The sequence below is a fragment of the Calothrix anomala FACHB-343 genome (genome assembly GCF_014696435.1).
Lineage (GTDB): Bacteria > Cyanobacteriota > Cyanobacteriia > Cyanobacteriales > Nostocaceae > Aulosira > Aulosira anomala_A.
The window spans coordinates 25,758-49,294 of sequence record NZ_JACJQG010000073.1 but is presented as its reverse complement, the minus strand read 5'-3'; the positions used below and the strand labels follow the sequence as shown (position 1 = coordinate 49,294).

Below are 23,537 nucleotides of genomic sequence, written 5' to 3'. Positions count from 1 at the left end.
CCCTGCCCCCCTGCCCCCTACCTCATCCCCCTTCCCCAGCATGGTAGGAACTGCGCACGAGGGGCGCGGAACGGACATGGCTAAATCCCATTTGCCATGCTTGCTTGCCGAGTTCGTCAAATTCTTCAGGAGTCCAGTATTTTTGTACTGGTAGATGTTCTAAAGACGGCCGCATGTATTGCCCAATTGTCAGGCGATCGCATCCGACGGCGCGTAAATCGGCCATTGTTTCGAGAACTTCTTCCACGGTTTCCCCATGTCCCAGCATTAAACCTGATTTAGTAGGGATTGAGGCATCAAGTTCTTTCACCATTGCCAGTACATGCAAAGAGCGATCGTACTTGGCTCCCCGACGTACTGGCCCGGTTAAACGGCGCACTGTCTCAATATTATGGTTAAAACAAGCTGGCTTCGCTTTAACTACCATCTCTATCCGTTGGCGTTGCCCTGCTTCCCCAGATCCAGCACCACCCCAAAAGTCTGGTGTCAGCACTTCAATTTGCGTTTCTGGGTTCAACTGGCGAATGGTTTCCATTGTTTTGACAAAATGCCCCGCGCCTTGATCTGCTAGGTCATCACGGGCGACAGAAGTCAGCACCACATAACGTAATCCCAAAAGCTGCACTGCCTCGGCTATCTTTTGCGGTTCTTCTGGGTCAATGGGCATTGGTGCATGACCTTTATCTACTTGACAAAATGCACAAGAACGTGTACAAGTAGGGCCCATTAGTAAAAAAGTTGCAGTTTTTTGGGCATAGCATTCCCCACGGTTGGGGCAGCGTCCTTCTTCGCAAATGGTGTGAATTTGGCGCTGCTTAATAATGCGTTGTACGGTAGAGATTTCGCTAGCTTTACCGATAGAACGGCGCAGCCAGCTAGGCATAGCCATAATTTCTGACTTGAGTTGGGCTTGTTGTGACGAAGTCATAGAAATCCAAGCAAGATCCGAAGGTATTGTGAGGCAAGTTTCCTATGCTTTCAAGCAAGGTAAAAGCCTTAAATATCACCATGACACAATTTGCCAAGAATATAGGCAGAAGTTTTTTCCAACACATTGGGAAACATCCCTTATACCGGAATATACTATCCCCCAATCAAGAGAAATTTTGGATATAGTGGGATAATTCTCAAGGTCAATCGGCAATATTGCCATCTCCATCCATAGTTTTTGTTAGAGTAATCAGTCGTGGCAAGTAATAAAATCTTAGTTATTGATGACACCACAGTTGTCAGAGTAAAAGTACGAGAAATGCTGCCTCCTGGCAATTTCGAGGTTGTAGAAGCGAAAGACGGGATGGAAGGACTTAATTTCATCCTGCAAGAAAAATTTAGCTTGATCATGTTGGATTTTCTCTTACCCAAAATGAGTGGGTGGGAGGTTTTCCAACACATTCAATCTCAACCGGAATTAAGGAAAATTCCCTTAGTCATGATGTCTGGGCGCAAGGAAGAGGTAACGGAGAAAATATCCGAACCCTTTGAGTATTTTGAATTTTTGGGTAAGCCCTTCGATCAAAAGCAACTCATTAGCGCGATTAAATCAGCAATGACAAAAGCTAAACAGGTACGCCCAGAACCTACTTTAGTTGGAGCAGGGGCGACTGTTCATCATCCTCCAGCACCGATTGCTGTTAATGGTAATAGCACGGTAACAAGTTCTAGTACTGTTAATGGAGCAGTTAAACCTGCTGTTGCGGAATCATCTGCTTCTGCGGCGGAAATTGAAATGCTCAATGAAAAAATTACCAAGATGCAAGCAGAAATTGATAGTTTGAAGAAACAGCTAACTCAAGTTGTGACATTTATTAAACAAAAAATCAAATAGCATTTGCGTCAGCTATGAGTAATTTTTGTCAGTCCAAAAAGTGATTAATTTATGGTTGATTTCACAAAAATTGTTTAGTAATTGATTTAAATTGTCATATCTGCTAATTTTTGTGAGTTTTGATAGCAACCAAAAAGTTATTTATCGTCTTCTGAAAGAAGATGTCTAAATTTTGCTGATTTTCCAAAATGCTGTCAGGTATTTTTGAATAACCTCAGTCAGTGATTGCACCAAACTATATTACAACAAGTAAATCTGCTTGAAACCCTTAACGATGACAAATAATATTGAGGATTAGCAATTGCTTATCAAATTCTTGTCGCAAAACACGGTGAACTCTTGAGGTAAATTCTGTACCTGGATAAGGTTCTAAATTTAGCATGACAATTCCTATTCAACAAACAGGAATTGTATAAAAGGTGTCAGTAGTAAGTTGTAAATATCTGAGAAAACTGTATGTATAAAGATGGGGTATTTAACAGATAGCAATATCAATGCTACAAAACCTGCTATCAAGTAGCTGTTTGTTAGTGGCTAAGTATTGTAAGTTACTAAAAATTGGGAAAAAATCTCTGGCTTTTAGCTGATGCGATCGCCTGATTTCTAATGAGATGATGATAATTCCTCAAGTTGGCAACCGTCGTTGTTGTCTACAATAAAAATAAACGCAGTTATCAATACAACCTCTGCGGTTGTATTGCGATCGTTTGATGTTTTGAGAAATTATCACTATGAATCCCATCTTAAAACGCACAATTCTACCAGGTTTAATGGCTGCAAGTTTAGCCGGTGGTACCTTAGTGCCGGCTCAACCAGCTTCGGCTGATATTTTAAAAGATATCGGCATTGGTGCTGGTGCTGGTGTAGTATCTGGTGCTGTTAGAGGGCGTGGTTCGGTTGTCAACAATGCTGTCAAAGGTGCAGCTGCGGGTGCGGCTGTGAATGCAGTACATGGTACCAGAAGAAGGGCCAGAAATCGCCGAGTTGGTAACTTAGGTCAAGATATGGCTGTTGGTGCAGCCGCTAGTACAGTTACAGGTATCATTCTTCATGGTACTAAGGATACTTTAGGTGATGCGGTTGATGGCGCTGCTGCGGGTGCGGCGATTAATGGCATTAGAAATGGACAAAGAAATCGGTAATTTGTAATTCATAATTTGTAGCTAAGGAATTAATTACGAATTATGAATTACGGATTTACTTGTGGGTTTAATTGATTTAAATCCCATCTAATTTAAGGGTTTAGCACGGCTAAACCCTTAAATTATCTATGGCTAATAATCCTGATACCAATCAATCCCCTAAGTTTAATGAAGAAGATTTTTCTGTTACTGGATTTTTTTTCGCTTTCAATATTAAATTGATACACCCGTGAGAATTTAAGTTAAGAAATATGATACTTACTTGCCTTTTAGGGCTTGTCTAAAGTTGCGGCGATAGGATTTATTAGCTACAAATAAAGCGGGCCACAGTATAGATAAACCTATACGATTAGGTAGGCTGCGGGTAAAGTGAGTCCGCTCGAAACCGTTCCAGAACTTCCAAGCACCATAGACATAGCCTGCAATTAACCCAATGATAATTAACTTAATCATTCTTATAACTCCCAGAGGAACTTTTTAGTTGTTCGGTAAGCGAGTGATTTAACGCTACATTCTCTTATTCCAGTTTAGAGTAGGCTTTGACATCGTAGCTAGTCGCGATCGCGCGCACAATGCAAAAATCAACAATTCACTACATCAAGACTTTTCTCTAGTAGCCTCATCTATAAAAATAAGTATATATACTTTGTTAATTTAGATGCCTCTTGCGGGTGTTCCTGAAATATCAACATTCATAAGAGACTAGAGTAAGAAAAACACAACGTATATTGCGGATCTCAAAGCAGCAAATGCTGCAAATAGCTAAGGAGGATTTATGCGTGCAGTGCTGATGGCAGGCGGTTCGGGAACGCGGCTTCGTCCCTTAACTTGTGATTTGCCCAAACCAATGGTGCCAATCTTAAATCGACCAATTGCGGAACATATTATTAATCTTCTCAAACGGCATCAAATTACAGAAGTAATTGCGACTCTGCATTATTTACCAGATGTCTTGCGAGATTACTTTCAAGATGGCGGTGATTTTGGCGTCCAAATGACCTATGCTGTGGAAGAAGATCAACCTTTAGGTACAGCTGGTTGTGTAAAAAATATTGCTGAACTACTGGATGAAACTTTTTTAGTAATTAGCGGCGATAGTGTCACTGATTTTGATTTAACAGCAGCAATCCAATTTCACAAACAAAACAAATCAAAAGCTACTTTAATTTTAACCCGCGTGCCCAACCCGATTGAGTTTGGGGTGGTGATTACTGATGAAGATGGTCGCATTAATCGATTTTTAGAAAAACCTTCTACTAGTGAAATTTTCTCGGATACAGTTAATACTGGTACTTATATTCTCGAACCAGAAGTTTTAGAATATTTACCAGATAATACAGAAACAGATTTTTCTAAAGATTTATTTCCTTTATTACTAGCAAAAAATGAGCCAATGTATGGTTACATTGCTCAAGGTTATTGGTGCGATGTTGGTCATTTAGATGCTTATAGAGAGGCGCAATATGATGCCCTATATGGTAAGGTAAAACTCGATTTTGCTTACACAGAAATTTCTCCAGGTATTTGGAAGGGTCAAAATACTTATATCGATCACACAGCAACAATCGAAAGTCCAGCAGTAATTGGTGATAATTGCCGGATTGGTGCCAGGGTGCAAATTGAAGCGGGCACTGTGATTGGCGATAATGTAACGATCGCAGCTGATGCTAATTTGAAACGTCCGATTGTTTGGAATGGGGCGATTATTGGCGAAGAAGCCCAGCTTTCCGCTTGCGTGATTTCTCGTGGTACCCGTGTAGATAGACGCGCTCATGTATTGGAAGCATCGGTAGTGGGTTCGTTATCTACGGTGGGTGAAGAAGCGCAGATTAGCCCAGGGATTAGAGTTTGGCCAAGTAAAAAGATTGAGTCAGGTGCTGTTTTAAACATTAACTTGATTTGGGGGAATACTGCCCAAAGAAATTTATTCGGGCAACGTGGTGTCCAAGGATTAGCAAATATTGATATCACTCCAGAATTTTCGGTGAAGTTGGGTGCGGCTTACGGTTCAACTTTAAAACCAGGTTCTAAGGTGGCGGTTTCTCGCGATCAGCGCAATGTATCGCGCATGGTAACGCGATCGCTAATTGCGGGTTTAATGTCAGTCGGGATTGATATTCAAAACCTAGACGCCACAGCTGTACCCATCGCCCGCACAGTTATACCCATTATGGGGGTAGCTGGCGGTATTCACGTGCGCGTCCACCCCGATCGCCCTGACTATATCCTGATTGAATTTATGGATAATAAGGGGATTAATATCACTAAAGCCCAAGAAAAGAAAATTGAGGGGGCTTATTTTAAGGAAGATATGCGCCGCGCTCAAATTCATGAAATTGGCGATGTTGCCTATCCTAGCCAAATCAATGACACTTACTGCACTGCTTTTGAGAAATTATTACATGTTTCTACTCTTAGCAACAGTCGGGCTAAAGTGGTGATTGACTATGTTTATGCGGTATCTGGGGCTGTATTACCGCAAATGTTAGATAAATTTGGGGCTGATGCGGTAGTTTTAAACGCTAGCTTGAATAAAAGCGCTGTCTCGACGGCAGAGAGGGAAGGACTGTTAACTCAGTTGGGACATGTGGTGGAAGCGTTAAAAGCTAACTTTGGCGTTCAGGTATCGGCGAATGGCGAACAGCTAATTTTAGTTGATGAATCCGGTGCGCCGATTCGCGGAGAAATGTTAACTGCATTGATGGTAGACATGATTTTAACCTCTAACCCCAGGGGTACGGTAGTTGTGCCAGTTCATGCTTCCAGTGCGGTGGAACAAGTCGCCCGTCGCCATGATGGTAAAGTGATCCGCACCAAAGCTAACCCGACAGCTTTAATGGAGGCTTCGCGAAAATATAGTCATGTGGTGTTGGCTGGTAGTGGCGATACTGGTTTTATCTTTCCCCAACTGCATCCGGGATTTGATGCGATGTTCTGTATTGCTAAGATAATTGAGATGCTGACAATTCAAGAGCGATCGCTCGCTACTGTGCGCACCGAATTACCCCGCGTCGTTCACAGAACCCATACAATCCGTTGTCCTTGGAGTGCTAAAGGCGCACTCATGCGTTATTTAGTCGAAACTCACCCCGCCCAAAATTTAGAATTAATTGATGGGGTGAAAATTGGTCAGCCCTATGATGATAGTTGGCTGTTAGTTTTACCCGATGCTAGCGAGCCAGTAGTACATCTGTATGCCAACAGTAATGAGCGCGATTGGGTTGATGAAACTTTAAGAAACTACCGCGCCCGCGTGCAAACGTTTATTGAAAGACAACAAGAACAGCATCCGGTGGAAGTGCAATAAGTTCATTGAACGCGACGGGATAAGCTAATCTTCTTTTACAGCATCTTCCTGTAAATAGACCACGCTGTAGGGGCACGGCACCGACAATCTTTTGGTACATACAATAATTTTACTGATGTTCCCTACGATAGATGTGGTTCAAATAGGTGAAAACTGCTGTAAGTTGCACAATCCATTGTGAGGGCTGTTGGCTGTTGACTGTTGACTGTTGACTGTTGACTGTTGACTGTTGACAGCCCTTATTAGTAGTTATGCAATTTAGATGCGTATTAGCTTAGTGTTTGCGGCACATCAATATACTCTAGAGGGCATGGCAGTGCCCATTGCTGTTAACTTAAGAATATTTTGCCCAAATTTGTTGGGTGTAAGCGTCAAGGGACTTACAAAAAATAAATTACCCAAATTCCGTAGTGCGTTCGCGTAGCGTGTCCGAAGGACAAACATCTTGCTCGCTTTTGAACACCAGCGAGCAAGATGCTCGCACTACAAATTGATTGGGGATTTAAAAAATTGGATGTCCCCAATCTCAAGGGTGACGCTTACGCCTTGTTTTAAGAACGTTCAACAAGATAGGGAACAGCCTCAGATGCATCACCACGTAGAATAACTTGAGAAAAATGGTATAAATAACCTCTGATCGTCAAAGGCGATCGCTTCTGTGCAGTGAAAATCAACATTGATGCTTCAACCAACCAATAGAAAGACGAAATTTAATAGTTTGCTAGAATCTTCTCCTAAAACCTTACTTCGTGAAGTAGAGCTTTTGAGGATTAGCGCTAGCAGGAAACAAGAGCAAAAACTCAAGGGAAAACTCGGTCAATTTTTCACTCCCGCGCCAGTAGCAGAATTAATGGCTGGGATGTTTAACAAACTGAATCTGACTCATATATCTTTACTAGATGCTGGCGCAGGAGTTGGTTCACTAATTGCGGCGTTTGTGACTCACCTTTGTCAGCAACCACAACGCCCAACTAATTTAGATATTGTTGCTTATGAAATTGATTCATTTTTAATTAGCTATTTGCAGCAAACATTAGAATTATGTAGTCAAGAATGTCAACTCGCTGGTATTTCCTTAAAATATCACATTCGGCATCAGGACTTTATTCAAGATGTTGTCAGATTAATTCAGCCTAGTTTATTCGATAATCTCGATGATTTCAGATTTACACATGCTATTCTCAATCCCCCATATTTAAAAATTAATGCGCAATCTCAGGTGCGGAAATTATTACGTTCTCTGGGATTAGAAACCAGCAATCTTTATCCAGGTTTTATGGCTACTACCGCCCAGTTACTTCAGCCAGGAGGCGAGTTTGTTGCTATTTCACCGCGTAGTTTTTGTAATGGCCCGTATTTTCAAGACTTCCGCCAGATGTTTTTGGAAATCATGGCTTTAGACAAAATACATCTTTTTGAATCTAGGGAAGAAACTTTTAGCGAAGATGACGTTTTACAAGAAACAATTATTATTCATGCTATAAAACAAAAACAAAAATCTGACAATGTACTCATCACCACATCTGCAAATGCTGATGATGATTTTATCATGTCCAATTCCTTACCTTATGCTGAAATAGTTCATCCCGACGACGCACAACAATTTATTCATATTATTCCCGATAATCTGAGTCAGCAGGTTATTCAACAAATGGCGAATTTCACCTGCACATTACAAGATTTAGGATTAACTGTTTCCACAGGAAGGGTAGTTGATTTTCGTGCTAAAGAATATCTACGTTTACTACCTGAGAAAAATACTGTTCCCTTAATATATCCATTAAATTTCTCCGCCGGATATGTCAAATATCCCCAGGTAACTAAAAAACCCCAAGCGTTATTGTATACAGAAGCAACTTTTTCGCTGTTAGTCCCGAACGAAAATTATGTTTTGACTAAAAGATTCTCCACAAAAGAAGAGAAAAAGCGAGTCGTTGCAGTTGTCTATGATGCTAACCGAATTAATTGCGATCGCGTCGGTTTTGAAAATCACTTAAACTACTTTCATCAAGATGGCAAGGGACTGGATATTACTTTAGCACGGGGGCTTGCAGCTTATCTTAATTCCAGCCTTGTAGACGCATTTTTTCGTTTATTTAATGGACATACTCAAGTTAATGCAACGGATTTACGCAATTTAAAATATCCGACGATAGAACAATTAATAACTTTGGGGCTAAATATTGGCGAAGATTTTCCCTCACAGTCAGAAATTGACAAACTTGTACAAGCATTATTTAAGATGACAAATCAATCGGAAAATAACCCGATAATCATTAAAAATCGTATTGATGAAGCACGAAAAATATTAGTGGAAATGGGATTACCCAAGGCACAAATTAATGAACGTTCAGCCTTAACGCTGCTAGCTTTACTTGATTTAAAACCAAACGATCCTTGGACTGCTGCTACATCTCCTTTAATGGGAATTACACCCATAATGGAATTTATGTCACAGCACTATGGCAAATCTTATAAACCAAATACAAGAGAAACTGTGCGCCGTCAAACAGTGCATCAATTCTTAGATGCAGCTTTGATAATTACAAATCCAGATGCGCCTGAACGCCCTATTAACAGTCCAAAAACTGTATATCAAATTGAAGAAACTGTACTGGAATTACTACGTAATTATACAACTAAATGAATGCTCAAAAAGCATTCAAACTTACCTAGCTTCAGTTGAAACTTAAAAAAAAATATGCCCAAGTAGGGGCACGGCATCGACAATCTTTTGGTACATACAATAATTTTACTGGTGCCGTGCCCCTACTACGACAGATGTGGTTCAAATAGGTGAAAACAGCTGTAAATATAACTGGCAAGGGCTGTCATTTGTAGGGGCGGGTTTATTTGGATCTTTGTTAATAAATGAGGATATCGGTGAACCCGCCCCTACATTATTCATTGGTAAGGGTTTCAAGGCTGTTTACGTTTCGTAATATAATTTGCATTATTTATCCTACCTACCTCTGATTAAGTAGGGTAAATAAGAGGCAGATATATTTCAAAAAATGCCAAACAAGCTAGGATAGTAATGATATCAATTAAACGTTGTGCTTTCATTACTATTTAATTATATATAACTCATGATTTTTAGGAAATCTCAAATATTTAAGCGGAAATTTTTGCATGAAAGGTTTAAATCTATCCAATATCAGCCAAGCCTAAACTGCGGCAGGAAATTTTTATTGTTGGGATTAGCCTGTTGTACATTTAGTTCGGTGATTTGTAAAGCAACTCTAGTCCGCGCAGAGATTCAACCCGATAATACTTTGGGTGGCGAAGCTACTGTATTAACACCAGGAGTAGAAGTTAAAGGCGCGACAGCAGATATCATCAATGGCGGTGCAGTTCGGGGAGCGAATTTATTTCACAGCTTTCGCGAATTTAGCATTGGTGATGGGCAAAGAATATATTTCGCCAACCCCACGGGAGTGGAAAATATCCTCACAAGAGTCACAGGAAATAATCGATCTGAGATTTTGGGAACTCTTGGGATATTAGGTAATGCCAATTTATTTTTCATTAATCCCAATGGCATTGTGTTTGGGCAAAATGCTCGGTTAGATGTGGGCGGTTCCTTTGTTGCAAGTACCGCCGACAGTTTATTGTTTGATAACGGCTTTGCCTTCAGCGCCAATAATCCCCAGTCTGTTCCCTTATTAACGATTAATGTTCCCTTGGGTTTGCAGTTTGGTGGCAATTCCGGCAATATTCAGGTGCAACGCTCAATGCTGCGAATTCGTGATGGTGAAACTTTTGCGCTGGTGGCTGGGAATGTCAGCTTGGATGGTGCCAAGTTACAAACCTTAGAAGGGCAAATTGAGATTGGGGGAGTAAAATCTGGAACTGTTGGTTTAAAGACTGTGGGAGATAATTTCAGCTTCCATTTTGCCGATGCTAACCGTGGGGATATACTCCTGAACAATCGCAGCAGCATTGATGTGATGGCGTTTGGTGGGGGTGAGATTGCGATCGCAGCTGAAAACATCGATATTCTCCAGGGAAGCACTTTATTAGCAGGAACTAGAGCAACAGCAGTAACGCCCCAGACAACAGTCAAAGATGTTGTGCTAAATGCTACCGGAGTTATTAGACTGGATGGCCAAGATTCTCTGATTCAGAATGGTGTATTTCGCCAAACAGTAGGAAATGCTGGCAATATCAACATCACAGCGCGATCGCTCTTTGTGAGCAACGGGGCATTGATCGTCGCCACCAATAGCGGACAAGGCAGTGTTGGCGGTATCAACATCAAAACAACCGATACAGTAGCCATTGATGGCGCATCAGCAACGGGAATTGTCAGTACGATCGGCGTTCAACTGAGTATAGGCGGAATTGGCAAGACGGGCGACTTTACCCTTGCTACTCGTGCGCTTTCTGTGACTAATGGTGCTCAGTTAGGAACTTCTACGTTCGGTCAAGGGGATGCTGGCAATATTACCATTACTGCTCAGACTGTTTCCGTAGATGGTATGATGCAAACTGCTAGCAGACGATTTTCGAGTGGGATTACCAGCAGCGTTGCGCCTCGGAGTGTTGGCAAGGGTGGCACAATTCAAATTGATACTGAGTTACTTTCAATCACCAATAGTGGACGGTTATTTTCCAGTACCTTTGGTGAAGGACGCGCCGGCGATATTGTTGTGAATGCTATCGATCGGGTTGTTCTTGATGGTACGGGAACGACTAACTTTCCCAGTGCGATGGTAAGTCAGGTCGCCTCTCCTGGTATTGGTGATGGCGGTAACATTAATATAACAGCGCGATCGCTGGCTTTAACCAACGGCGCTCAACTAGCTGCCAGTAGTTTTGGACGTGGAAATGCAGGTAACGTGCGGGTGAATGTGGGTGATACCTTGATTCTGGATGGAGTTAATCGTAATAACATTCCCAGTGGTATTTTTAGCAGCTTAGAACAAAGAGGTGTGGGGCGGGGTGGCGATATCGAGATTGGCGCTAGAGCATTATCAATCGCCAATGAAGCGGGATTGTTTGCCAGTACGATAGGGAGAGGAGATTCTGGGCGCGTCTTTGTGCAAGCAACAGATACAGTCACTTTGACTAATGGTGGCAGAATTCTGGTGACAGTGCAGCCAAATGCTGTTGGTAATTCCCGAGACATTGAAGTAGAGACGCGATCGCTCCAAGTGACAGATAGCGCGCAAATTAATGCCAGCAGTCAAGGTACAGGTATCGGCGGCAACATTCGCATTCGCGCCGATTCTTTGACTTTGGATCGCCAAGGGGAAATCTCTGCGGAAACCGCCAGTAACACCGGAGGTAATATCACCCTGGATGTGCCCAGGTTATTCTTGCTGCGTCGGGGTGGCAACCTATCCACCACAGCAGGTACAGCCCAAGCAGGTGGTGACGGTGGCAATATTGCGATCGCGGCTGGCTTGATTGTGGCTTCGCCAACTGAAGATAGCAACATTACCGCCGATGCTTTTACAGGTAAAGGTGGCAACATTGATATTAAGGCACAAGGGATTTTTGGCATTAAATTTCGCGATCGCCAAACCGCTTTTAGTGACATCACTGCAAGTTCTCAATTAGGCATCAACGGAGTTGTCGAAATCAATACCCCTGATGTAGATCCTAGTAACGGATTGGTGAATTTACCCACAAATCTCGTCGATGCTTCCCAACAAATTACCCAAAGCTGTAGAGATAGCACAGGCGCAATAGCCAATCAAAAAAGTGAATTTATCATCACAGGAAGAGGTGGTTTACCAGCAAATCCCAGCGAAATATTGAGTAGTGATGCTGTGTGGGAAGACTTACAACCCCACGCTTTACTGAATGAAAAACTGTCTAACTCTCAACCACAACAGAAAACCCTTGCTCAACCACCGACAGCTATTGTAGAAGCTCAAGGTTGGGAAATTGCGGCTAATGGTATTGTCACCTTGGTAGCTCAAGCACCCGCTACTACTCCTCACAATTCCTTTGTGAAACCTGTTAGCTGTCCAGTTGTGCAAAATTAATCTGGGACTCGGAAATGGCAAAAAAACAGCTGAAATTTTGGCGTCGAGTTATAGCTTTTTTGCTGTGCATGTTAATGGGGATGATTCTCACCCTATTAATTAATTTTAGGCAAGCTACAGCTTCTTTTGTTCCACCCTTCGCGCCTCCACAAGTAGAGGAAATTGGGAATAGGTTGACAAAAGACTTATCCCCATCAAATTTAATTCAACAAGGTAGAGAACTGTACCAAAAAGAAAAATATGCTGAAGCTATAAAGATTTGGGAATTAGCACTTAAAGCAGAAAATAATTTGTTGTCTCAAGCTATGGTGCTAAATTATCTTTCTTTAGCTTATCAGCAATTGGGACAGTGGCAGCAAGCAAAGCAAGCCATTACCGCCAGTCTCAAGTTATTGGGTAATGCCAAACCGACAACTTCACAAGCACAGCTAATTTTAGCCCAAGCGCTCAACAATCAAGGCAGTTTAGAATTAGCTCAAGGTCAACCAGAACAAGCTTTGAATAGTTGGCAACAGGCTACTACTATTTATAGCAGCGTTAGCTATATACAAGGTAAAATTGGCAGTTTAATCAATCAAGCTCAGGCACAACAAACTCTAGGGCTGTATCTGCAAGCGCGTAAAACCCTAGCAGATGTGAAACAATCTTTAGAGAATCAGCCAGATCCACAATTAAAAAGTACAGGTTTGCGGAGTTTGGGGAATGTTCTGCGATTAGTTGGGGCTTTTGCGGATTCTCGACAAGTTTTGCAGCAAAGTTTGCAACTATTACAGGATGCAGGTAATGTATCCACACCAGAACTGAGTGCAACTTTATTGAGTTTAGGTAACACAGCTTATGCTCAAGGCGATCGCGCTTCTGCTGTAAAATACTACGAACAAGTAAGTGCGATCGCTCCTACCAGCATTATCGGCATTCAAGCGAAAATTAATCAAATTAATTTATTATTAGCTGCTGGCGAAGCAAAAACAGCCGAAAATCTTTGGCTACAACTCCAGCCTCAGCTAGCTAATCTCCCTCCCAGTCGCTCGACAATTTACGCTCGTGTTAACCTGGCTAAAGCTTTAACAAAACTGGGAAATAAACAAACTGAATCGGCGCAACTACTAGCCATAGCTGTTGAACAAGCCAAAAATTTAACCGATCAAAAAGCCCAATCCTATGCTTTAGGCTATTTAGGTGGACTCTATGAACAAACCCAGCAATGGTCAAATGCTCAAGAGTTAACCGCAAAAGCTTTACAATTAGCTCAAGCCATTAATGCTGCCGATGTTGCTTATCAATGGCAATGGCAATTAGGACGGATTTTAAAAGCGCAAGGAGCAATTAAGCCAGCAACAGCAGCCTATGAAGTCGCCTTCACCACATTAAAATCGCTCCGTAGCGATTTAGTAGCCATTAACAGCGACATTCAATTTTCTTTTCGCGAAGCTGTAGAGCCAGTTTATCGTGAATATGTAGAATTACTCTTAAATTCAGGCCAAGACTTAGAACCCACTCAAGAGCAACTAAAACAAGCTCGACAAGTAATTGAATCATTACAACTAGCTGAACTCGATAACTTCTTTCGTTCCGCTTGTCTCCAAGGAAAAATAGTCCCGATTGAGCAGATACAACAGTCAAGCGCCGCCTTAATTTATCCGATTATTTTGCCAGACAGACTAGAAGTAATTCTCAGCTTACCGCAGCAGCCATTACGCCACTATGCTACCAAAGTATCTCAAACTGAACTAGAAAAAATTGTCGTACAACTTAGAGAAAATTTAGAAAAACCTTTCACCACACCAGAAGGTAAAGATTTAGCCGTCAAAGTTTACGATTGGTTAATTCGCCCTGTAGAAACCCAACTATCTCAAAGCGAAGTGCAAACATTAGTTTTTGTCTTAGATGGTGCTTTACGCAACTTGCCAATGGCAGCTTTATATGATGGTAAACAGTATTTGGTGGAAAAATATAGTATTGCCCTGACACCTGGGTTAGAGTTGTTAGGGCCTAAGCCTTTGCAACAAACTCAACTCAAAACCTTAGTAGCGGGATTAACAGAAGCAAGACACGGATTTAATTCCTTACCCAATGTCGCTGACGAATTAAAAGCTGTGGAATCGGAAGTCCCTAGCGCAGTGTTGCTAAATCAGACATTTACTAGTTTAGCGTTGCAAAAACAGCTTGACTCTTTACCCTTTTCGGTCGTACATTTAGCGACTCACGGTCAATTTAGCTCCAATGCTGAGGAAACTTTTGTTTTGGCTTGGGATAAACCAGTCAAAGTCAATGAATTGAAAAATTTGCTCCGTCGCAGAGATGAAATTAGCCCTGAACCCATAGAATTACTCGTTCTCAGTGCTTGCGAAACCGCCGACGGCGACAAAAGAGCAGCTTTAGGATTAGCTGGGGTAGCAATTCAAGCAGGCGCGCGCAGTACCTTAGCTTCCCTTTGGAGTTTAGATGATGAATCCGGGGCGCGTCTAGTAGGTCAATTTTATAAAGAACTCGCAACCAAGCAAGTAACAAAAGCTCAAGCATTAAGACTGGCGCAACTTTCCCTATTAAAAGATCCAGATTATCGCCATCCTGTACATTGGGCGGCTTACGTATTGTTGGGAAATTGGCTGTAGTACCGCTAGCGAGTAAGTCAACAGTCAACAGTCAAAAGGCTTATATTCCAATACAGTTCAGTTAGCGCCAAAAACCTTCAGCTGCGTAGGTTGGGTTGAGGAACGAAACCCAACACCCGAAAACTTTGGTATTGTTGGGTTTCACAATCTTCTACCCAACCTACATTTATTTTTCTCTTCCCAAAGTGATAGAAGAGGTGAACCTTGTCATCGTAGCTTGAAGAAAGGCGATCGCTATTATCCATTCTTACTAAAAATGCGATCGCAATCTGGTTACTTAGTTGTTTATCTGACAGAAAGTCCGATTGAACGTCTTTAAAAAACCCAAAAATTTAGGTTGACTTGATATTTTTACTTTGCCATTGAGCCTCGATAAATTCGCTCCATTTGCTCTGGAGATAGTACTGTCATGGGAAACCATTCATATTCTGAACTAGGAATTTCCTGAGGTAATTTATACGCCTGTTCCTTAATTTCACTTGAATGTATTTCCACATTGCTAGTTAAAGGTGGGCTAATTAACTTCTGATTTATCTCTGATGGGGGAAGCTCATTTTGCAGCAAGACATAGGCGTGATTTTGTGGATCGTATCCTAAAACTTCTCCTGCCTCAATTTGATAAATCCAAGCATAAATACTCAGTTTTCCTTGGTAGAGTTTAGAGCGAATCACCGGATAAGTCCGTAAATTTTCGATTTGGGTAAGTACGTTTTCAGCAATAATTACGTCTAAAAGTTCTTCCCCTTCGTAGTCGCTGTAGTTTTCGTTCACTAGCTGTCGGGTTGCTTCTGCATACTTGAGCCAGTCATGTACAAGCGGCATTTCTACTCGCAACTTGTCTAACTTCATTAACCCTTTCATGGCACCACAATGGGAGTGTCCGCAGATAATAATCTGTTGAATATCTAATGCTTGAATAGCATATTCAATTGTTGCTCCTTCACCGCCATTAGTAGCACCAAACGGGGGAATAATGTTGCCTGCATTGCGAATCACAAATAATTCTCCTAACCCAGCTTGTGTAATCAGGTTGGGATCGATGCGCGAATCAGAACAGGTAATAAATAATACTCTAGGCTTTTGACCATGAGAAAGTTGCTCAAATAGTTCTTCATTAGCACGAAAATAACTACTTTTGAAATCTCGCAAGCCTCTAATCAATTTTTTCATCAGATTACCTAAATTAACGCAAACAGAATAAGTAATATTTCAAACTGGTCAGAAAATTCAGTTATGGAATTAAGTCAGTAGAGATATGCAATTAATCTACAATTGGTTTATACTGTTGAACTTTACTGATGATAAAGGTAACGGAGATAACTCCATTAACTATATTAAACAATATTTGTAAACAAATTGACTCTGCTGCTCGGCTTTTAGGTTGACGCCAGTCAGGGAATTAATTAAAGGGCAAATTCATTATTAAATGATTGAAGCAGTTTTGTTAAGCAACTCTCTGTGGTTATAGCTTTAAGCTGCAATCAATCTGCAATTGGTAAGGAGTAGCTTCTGCGTTTGATTTTAACCAGTAGCAAAAATGCGATCGCACTCTGCTTCCCTTACTCCAGCCAGTTATTACCCGTTACAGACAAGTATCTATTTTTTTTCTGCTCCAGTTGAAACTTCCAGCTATGAGCAGCAAATTTTTACGCATCATGGGTAACTCTTTGCCATGCCCTATGCCCTATTCTCCATGCCCAAAAACTCCATCCACAAGGGGATGGAGTTTTTTTGTTTTATTTTTCCCAACCACTGCATAAAACCAAAAACCTCAACGTGTAACTCATCAAGGAGTTAAACAGCTAACGCTAAACTCCATCACACATTGAAACAGAGGTTTATAACCTCACCTAAACAAACAATTTACTGGGAAAAATTACAGGAGAAATCACAATGCCTACATACAATGGTGATAATCAAAACAATACCTTTACCGCACCTAATGACGGTTTAGTATGGAACATTTCTGGTAACGGCGGTAATGATGTCTTAACAGGTGGAACACAGAATGACTCCATTAACGGCAATGCAGGTAATGACTCGCTGTATGGTGAATTTGGTGATGACTCGCTCAATGGTGGCGATGGCAATGATTACTTAGATGGCGGCTATGGCTTCGATATCATTAATGGTGGTGCAGGCACTGACACTACTTCCTATGCATTCTATGGCGGGCCAATTGATGCCAATTTAGGGATTGGTGTGGTTAAGTTTCCAGGTAATTCCACCCTCACAGATACCTTAATTAGTATCGAAAATTTAATTGGCACAAGCGGTAATGATACCATTATTGGCAATACTGCAAACAATGTTCTTAATGGTGCTGCTGGTAATGATTCGCTATCTGGTGAATTTGGTAATGACTCACTGTATGGTGAATTTGGTGATGACATTCTCAATGGTGGCGATGGCAATGATTACTTAGATGGCGGCTATGGCTTTGATACCATTAATGGTGGCGCGGGCACTGACACTACTTCCTATGCATTCTATAGCGGGCCAATTGATGCCAATTTAGCAACCGGTGTGGTCAAGTTCCCGGGTAATTCTACCCTCACAGATACCTTAATTAGCATCGAAAATTTAATTGGCACAAGCGGTAATGATACCATTTCTGGCAGTAGTGCAAACAATGTTGTTAACGGTGCTGCTGGTAATGACTGGCTGTATGGTGAATCAGGTGATGACTCGCTCAGTGGTGGTGATGGCAATGATTTCTTAGATGGCGGCTATGGTTTTGATACCATTAATGGTGGTGCAGGCACTGACACTACTTCCTATGCATTCTATGGCGGGCCAATTGATGCCGATTTAGCAACTGGTGTGGTTAAGTTTCCAGGTAATTCTACCCTCACAGATACCTTAATTAGCATCGAAAATTTAATTGGCACAAGCGGCAATGATACCATTACTGGCAGTAGTGCAAATAATGTTCTTAATGGTGCTGCTGGTAATGATTCGCTGTCTGGTTTATCAGGTAATGACTCACTGTATGGTGAATTTGGTGATGACTCGCTCAATGGTGGCGATGGCAATGATTACTTAGATGGCGGCTATGGCTTCGATATCATTAATGGTGGTGCAGGCACTGACACTACTTCCTATGCATTCTATGGCGGGCCAATTGATGCCAATCTAGGGACTGGTGTGGTTAAGTTTCCAGGTAATTCTACCCTCACAGATACCTTAATTAGCATCGAAAATTTAATTGGCACAAGCGGCAACGATACCATTACTGGCAGTAGTGCAAATAATGTTCTTAATGGTGCTGTGGGTAATGATTTGCTGTCTGGTTTATCAGGTAATGACTCACTGTATGGTGAATTTGGTGATGACTCGCTCAGTGGTGGCGATGGTAATGATTACTTAGATGGCGGCTATGGCTTTGATACCATTAATGGTGGCGCGGGCACTGACACTACTTCCTATGCATTCTATGGCGGGCCAATTGATGCCGATTTAGCAACCGGTGTGGTTCAGTTCCCAGGTAATTCTACCCTCACAGATACCTTAATTAGCATCGAAAATTTAATTGGCACAAGCGGCAATGATACCATTACTGGCAGTAGTGCAAATAATGTTCTTAACGGTGCTGCTGGTCATGATGAAATCAGTGGCGGTGCAGGTAATGATACCCTAGATGGTGGGGCTGGTTTCGACACCATCAAAGGTGGTATTGGCAACGATGTGATAATTGACACACAGGGTACTGTTGATGGTGGTGCAGGTACCGACACGTTGAGAGCAGACTATAGCCAATTTGACAATGGCGCTGGCGTTCATGTTGGTTATTTAGGACAAAGTCAGATTTTCAGCCGCGCCACTGGTACAGGTATACTTGGTTACACCAATGTTGAGAAATTTGAGATTACAGGGACAAAATATGCCGATATTCTAGCCGGTGGCGCTAGCAGTGACATTCTCAAAGGCGGTGCAGGTAATGATGAACTCACTGGTAATGCAGGTAATGATAATCTAGTCGGTGGAGATGGCAATGATATTTTGACTGGTGGGACTGGTAATGACATCCTCACTGGTGGACTTGGGGCTGATACATTTGTCTTTAACTCTCTGAGTGAAGGAATAGATGTCATCAAAGACTTTAGTTTCCAACAAGGAGATAAGATTCAAGTTCTTGGCGCTAGTTTTGGTGCAACTTCCACTAGTCAGTTCAGTTATGACCAAACTACAGGTGGTTTATTCTTTAACGCGCAGCAATTTGCTACTCTTGAAAATAAACTTTCTGGTTTCGATGTTAGCTTAAACATTCATATTGTTTAGAACTTAGTAGCAATATTCGTTAAGGTTTGTCATTAACAATCAATAAGTCCTGTTAAAAAGGTGCGTTTCAAATCAGCGCACCTTTTTACAGCATCTTCCTGTAAATAGACCACGCTGTAGGGGCACGGCACCAGTAAAATTATTGCATGTACCAAAAGATTGTCGGTGCCGTGCCCCTACGACAGATGTGCTGTAAATAGGTGAAAACTGCTGTAAGCATGAAAAAGCCTCTAGCTAGGGGCTAGGTGTGAGGGGAGAGAGATTTTCATGTTTGGTTGTGAGATTTTCTCGTGATTGACTGACTTGAAAGGTTTATTTCTCCATTGTCTCCCTTGCCCTCCTTTTCCTCCTTCTCTTTCATGCATGACGATGAAAATTTTTTGATTGAGACTACCTTACCCCTAGTTTCCAGCTAACCCGATCTCAACTGTTAAAAAGGAACAAAAATATAAGTTATGATTCAACAGTTCCAGATTGCAAAAGGGGAAAACCAGACGTAACTTTTGCGCCAGCCAATTATCAAGCTTTGGCCTTGTGCGTCTTAGCTAACCTGTAGTGCATTCCCTATTGCTTCTGAATTTTAGTGTAAGGAGTGTTAAGGTGACTGCCCACAGGTTCTCACGATTTATACAAGTAATAACTATAGTCTTTTTGGCTACTAGTGGTTTAGCTCTAGGCATATTTAAGAGTGGCTTAAACCATGAAGCAGCTATTAAAAAATCAACTCATAAAACTAACCAATCTGCCAAGACTTTACCACTAGCTAAAAACTTAATAGTAGAAGTACCCAAATCATTACAGGGAAAAGCTATTTATCACGCCCAGCTCAAACCAAATCAGAAATTCATTGCTTTGACCTTTGATGATGGCCCTAGCCCCAAAAACACTGCACAAGTATTAGAAATTTTAAAGAAAAATCAGGTTAAAGCTACATTTTTTTTCATTGGGGCAATGGTACAAGCTTATCCCCAAATTGCTAAACAAGTTGTAGCTGATGGTCACGAATTAGGTAACCATACTTGGCATCATTGGTATCGTCGCATGGATCTAGCAACGGCATCTAGTGAAATTGACCGCACAGCAGATGCTATCTATAAAACCACAGGCGTAAAAACTGCATTATTCCGTCCCCCTGGAGGCTACCTCAATAATGGATTAGCCGATTATGCCAAAAATCAGCATTACGCAGTTATGATGTGGTCAAGTCTTTGCGGTGATGCTGACCGTCATACACCATCGGTAGCAGGAATGGTCAATAATGTATTGAGAAGCGCCAAACCTGGCGCAATTGTGCTACTACATGATGGCGGTGGTAACCGTTCTCGCACTGTGAAAGCTTTACCACAAATTATTGCTGGTCTGAAAGCTCAAGGTTATAAATTTGTCACGAGTTCAGAATTATTAGAAATCCAAGCCAAAGAACAAGCGACAGCCCTAAAAACTGTACCTGCTGTCAAAAAAGACGAAAATCAAAAGAATCAACCCCATCAACAATTATAGTTTGGGAAGAAAAAGCTTCTAGCAGGTCACTAGAAGCTTGTCAAACTATTGCTTGGTAATTGCAGTATATGCATTTCTCCCTCCGAGTCTCTTCTACTAGAAGCATTAGCCTTGAGGATGATGAACTGCATCTAAAGAAATGTGGTTCAAGTATAGGGAACAGGGAACAGGGAACAGGGAACAGGGAAGAAAGAATCAAAGTGTACTGAGTTTTTTTAAAAAATCAAATAGGAGTCCTATATATTACAAAACTTATACCAATGACAAATGACCAATGACAAATGACCAATGACCAATGACAGCCTTTGCCAGTTATATTTAATTGCACCGACCTACTTACATTAATATCAGCAATGACAGAGGAAAAAATATTATTGCAGCCTGGTACTTTATGGCAAAGTGTTAAAGAACGGACAGAATATGCTTTAAATTGTGGTGCATTGCTGTCGATACCGACGGAGTTTGAGTTTGTTGAACAAGATGGGGTGAAATTTTTGGTGAGGATTTTATCTAATCTTGTGCGTAAAGATGCAGCCAAGAAGAAACAAACTCAACAATCTGCCGTAACTGGTAAAGATTTTAATCCTTTTTTACCCTATGACGAAGATTTATTTGTTGCGAATATTTCTGATACTCATGTCTGCATTTTAAATAAGTTTAATGTTGTTGACCATCATTTATTAATTATTACTCGCGCCTTTGCAGAACAAGAAAGCTTGCTCACCCGTGAAGATTTTGCGGCGATGTGGGCTTGCTTGGCAGAATATGACGGTTTAGTGTTTTATAACGGCGGTCAGGTTGCAGGTGCAAGTCAACGACACAAACATTTGCAGATGGTTCCGTTACCGTTAACAACTGCGGGTGTAAGCGTACCGATTGAGCCTTTATTTAAAGCAGCAACAGTTGAGAATTTAATTGCTACTTTACCAGGTTTACCATTTAAACATGCTTTTGGTACCCTAGACCCCAGTTGGTCAGCTACAACCACATTAGAACTGTATCGCGCCCTACTCCAAGCTGTAGGTATTACCGCCATCGACGATAACATGCAATCTGCGGCTTATAATTTATTAGCTACAAGAGAATGGATGTTAATCGTAGCGCGATCGCAAGAAGAATACCAAGGCATTTCCGTTAATTCTTTAGGATTTGCAGGTGCGTTACTAGTGCGCAATCAAGAACAAATGCAACTCCTCAAGCAGCAAGGGCCAATGAATATTTTAAAAAGTGTGGCGATACCCGTAACCCAAGGGTAGAAACAATATTTTTGTGTTAGCTTGGGCAGCATCAATATTACTTTATTCATGAAACTTTGCGCGCTTCGTATTGAGGACTTTAGCCCTGACTACGAACTTACCAACCTTGCAAAACAATAATCAATCACAACTAACATGGCGCGCGAAGCAACTCAAAAATCACCCCAGGAGATTTGTATGCAAGCCTTAGACCTAAAATGGATACGCGCCCAATTTCCCGCCCTCACACAAACTATCAACGGTGAACCTGTAGTTTTTTGTGATGGCCCCGGTGGGACTCAAGTACCCGGTGCGGTGCTGGATGCTATCAGCGATTATTTAGTGAGGTCAAACGCCAATTCTCACGGGGTTTTCCCTACCAGCGTCCGCACAGATGCATTAATTAACGCTGCACGGGCGGCTAGTGCCGATTTGCTAGGATGCCATAGTGATGAAATAGTATTTGGTGCGAACATGACTACCCTCACCTTTAGCATTAGCCGCGCTATTGGGAGAGAACTGCTTGCAGGTGATGAAATTATTGTGACGCGGCTTGACCATTACGCTAATGTTTCTTCTTGGTATGCCTTAGAAGAAAAGGGTGTAATTGTCAAGGTGGTAGATTTTCATAACGAAGATTGCACCTTAGATATGGCTGAATTGGAACGGTTGATTAATCCCCGGACAAAGTTAGTCGCTGTTGGCTTCGCCTCTAATGCAGTGGGGACAATCAACGATATCGCCGCCGTGGTTCGCCTCGCCCATGCGGTAGGTGCTTTAGTATTTGTTGATGCCGTTCATTACGTACCTCACGCACCAATTAACGTCCATGCTTTAGGTTGTGATTTCCTCGCTTGTTCGGCGTATAAGTTCTTTGGCCCCCATCTAGGGATTTTATATGGCAAGCGCGAACATTTGGCACGATTTACCCCGTATAAAGTTAGACCAGCGCCCGATGAAGTACCATCGCGTTGGGAAACAGGAACATTAAACTTTGAAGCCTTAGCGGGATTAGTTGCGGCGATTAACTATTTAACAAAACTTGGTTGTCACGTTTCACCTTCCATTGATAACGAATTAATTTCCGCTTTAATTGAAGCCGATAAAGAAGGTATCGAAAAATTCCACTGTCCCAGCTTTCTCACCACACCAGAACCATCTGCAACCGCCATTACATCGGCTTATCATAGCCGTCGCGCTGCTTTAGTGGCGGCGATGTCAGCAATTCAACAATATGAAAGAGAATTAAGCTATAAATTAATTCCCGGATTGCTAGGGATTCCCGGTTTAGAGTTATATGGAATTACCAACCCAGAACGCTTTACTTCCCGCACTCCTACAGTAGGTTTTCGATTAGCGGGACAAACACCGGAAGCAGTTGCCAAAGCATTATGCGATCGCGGTATATTTGCATGGTATGGTCATTTTTATGCGATCGCTCTAACTGAAAAATTAGGCGTAGAAGCTACCGGCGGCTTAGTGCGGCTGGGATTCACCCACTACAACACAATGGAAGAAGTTGAGCGAGTATTACACGCTTTAAAAGAAATTGCCGTGTAATCATCAACGTCAATTGATACCAATTTGCCAAAAGAATGCAACAAATTGTAGGGGCATGGCAGTGCCATGCCCTCTA

15 protein-coding genes are annotated in these 23,537 nt (G+C 41.8%); 10 read left to right on the top strand and 5 right to left on the bottom strand.

What is annotated here, in order from left to right:
- Window positions 1–22 precede the first annotated feature (22 nt).
- Window positions 23–928: a lipoyl synthase gene (gene lipA, locus H6G08_RS30355; RefSeq protein WP_190549925.1), complete on the bottom strand. Its 906-nt coding sequence runs from the start codon at window positions 926–928 to the stop codon at window positions 23–25.
- A 258-nt stretch (window positions 929–1,186) separates the two neighbouring features.
- Here lipA and H6G08_RS30350 point away from each other — a divergent pair, with 258 nt between their 5' ends.
- Window positions 1,187–1,825, top strand: coding sequence for a response regulator (locus tag H6G08_RS30350; protein ID WP_190549922.1), 639 nt, complete (start codon window positions 1,187–1,189; stop codon window positions 1,823–1,825).
- 731 nt (window positions 1,826–2,556) lie between these two features.
- A complete protein-coding gene (locus H6G08_RS30345; RefSeq protein WP_190549920.1) occupies window positions 2,557–2,967 on the top strand; it encodes a hypothetical protein in 411 nt (136 codons plus the stop codon).
- A gap of 258 nt (window positions 2,968–3,225) precedes the next feature.
- Here H6G08_RS30345 and H6G08_RS30340 read toward each other — a convergent pair whose 3' ends face one another.
- Entirely contained in the window at window positions 3,226–3,420 is a 195-nt protein-coding gene (locus H6G08_RS30340) for a hypothetical protein (RefSeq protein WP_190549901.1), read from the bottom strand.
- Window positions 3,421–3,742: 322 nt separating this feature from the next.
- Here H6G08_RS30340 and H6G08_RS30335 point away from each other — a divergent pair, with 322 nt between their 5' ends.
- Window positions 3,743–6,274: a mannose-1-phosphate guanyltransferase gene (locus H6G08_RS30335; RefSeq protein WP_190549899.1), complete on the top strand. Its 2,532-nt coding sequence runs from the start codon at window positions 3,743–3,745 to the stop codon at window positions 6,272–6,274.
- Window positions 6,275–6,825: 551 nt separating this feature from the next.
- Here H6G08_RS30335 and H6G08_RS38385 read toward each other — a convergent pair.
- Window positions 6,826–6,951, bottom strand: a complete 126-nt coding sequence (locus H6G08_RS38385) for a hypothetical protein (protein WP_277877832.1) — start codon at window positions 6,949–6,951, stop codon at window positions 6,826–6,828.
- A 2-nt stretch (window positions 6,952–6,953) separates the two neighbouring features.
- Here H6G08_RS38385 and H6G08_RS30330 point away from each other — a divergent pair, with 2 nt between their 5' ends.
- The 3 genes from H6G08_RS30330 (at window position 6,954) to H6G08_RS30320 (ending at window position 14,885) form a co-directional block, all read left to right on the top strand.
- On the top strand, window positions 6,954–8,921 hold the full coding sequence (locus H6G08_RS30330) for an Eco57I restriction-modification methylase domain-containing protein (protein ID WP_242046335.1): 1,968 nt from the start codon (window positions 6,954–6,956) through the stop codon (window positions 8,919–8,921).
- Window positions 8,922–9,498: 577 nt separating this feature from the next.
- Entirely contained in the window at window positions 9,499–12,270 is a 2,772-nt protein-coding gene (locus H6G08_RS30325; protein ID WP_190549897.1) for a two-partner secretion domain-containing protein, read from the top strand.
- Between the two features lie 14 nt (window positions 12,271–12,284).
- Entirely contained in the window at window positions 12,285–14,885 is a 2,601-nt protein-coding gene (locus H6G08_RS30320) for a CHAT domain-containing protein (RefSeq protein ID WP_190549895.1), read from the top strand.
- Between the two features lie 77 nt (window positions 14,886–14,962).
- Here H6G08_RS30320 and H6G08_RS30315 read toward each other — a convergent pair whose 3' ends face one another.
- A complete protein-coding gene (locus H6G08_RS30315; protein WP_190549894.1) occupies window positions 14,963–15,130 on the bottom strand; it encodes a hypothetical protein in 168 nt (55 codons plus the stop codon).
- Window positions 15,131–15,236: 106 nt separating this feature from the next.
- Complete coding sequence (locus H6G08_RS30310) at window positions 15,237–16,055, bottom strand: carbonic anhydrase (RefSeq protein ID WP_190549892.1); 819 nt, start codon at window positions 16,053–16,055, stop codon at window positions 15,237–15,239.
- Window positions 16,056–16,778: 723 nt separating this feature from the next.
- Here H6G08_RS30310 and H6G08_RS30305 point away from each other — a divergent pair.
- From H6G08_RS30305 to H6G08_RS30290, 4 genes are all read left to right on the top strand, one after another.
- Entirely contained in the window at window positions 16,779–19,166 is a 2,388-nt protein-coding gene (locus H6G08_RS30305) for a beta strand repeat-containing protein (protein WP_190549890.1), read from the top strand.
- A gap of 600 nt (window positions 19,167–19,766) precedes the next feature.
- The gene (locus tag H6G08_RS30300) at window positions 19,767–20,666 is read left to right on the top strand and encodes a polysaccharide deacetylase family protein (protein WP_190549888.1); all 900 of its coding nucleotides are present in this window, start codon (window positions 19,767–19,769) and stop codon (window positions 20,664–20,666) included.
- A gap of 353 nt (window positions 20,667–21,019) precedes the next feature.
- Window positions 21,020–21,922 (top strand): ATP adenylyltransferase family protein, encoded by a 903-nt coding sequence (locus H6G08_RS30295; protein ID WP_190549886.1) that lies wholly within the window; start codon window positions 21,020–21,022, stop codon window positions 21,920–21,922.
- Window positions 21,923–22,099: 177 nt separating this feature from the next.
- Window positions 22,100–23,461: a cysteine desulfurase-like protein gene (locus H6G08_RS30290; protein WP_190549931.1), complete on the top strand. Its 1,362-nt coding sequence runs from the start codon at window positions 22,100–22,102 to the stop codon at window positions 23,459–23,461.
- Window positions 23,462–23,537 lie beyond the last annotated feature (76 nt).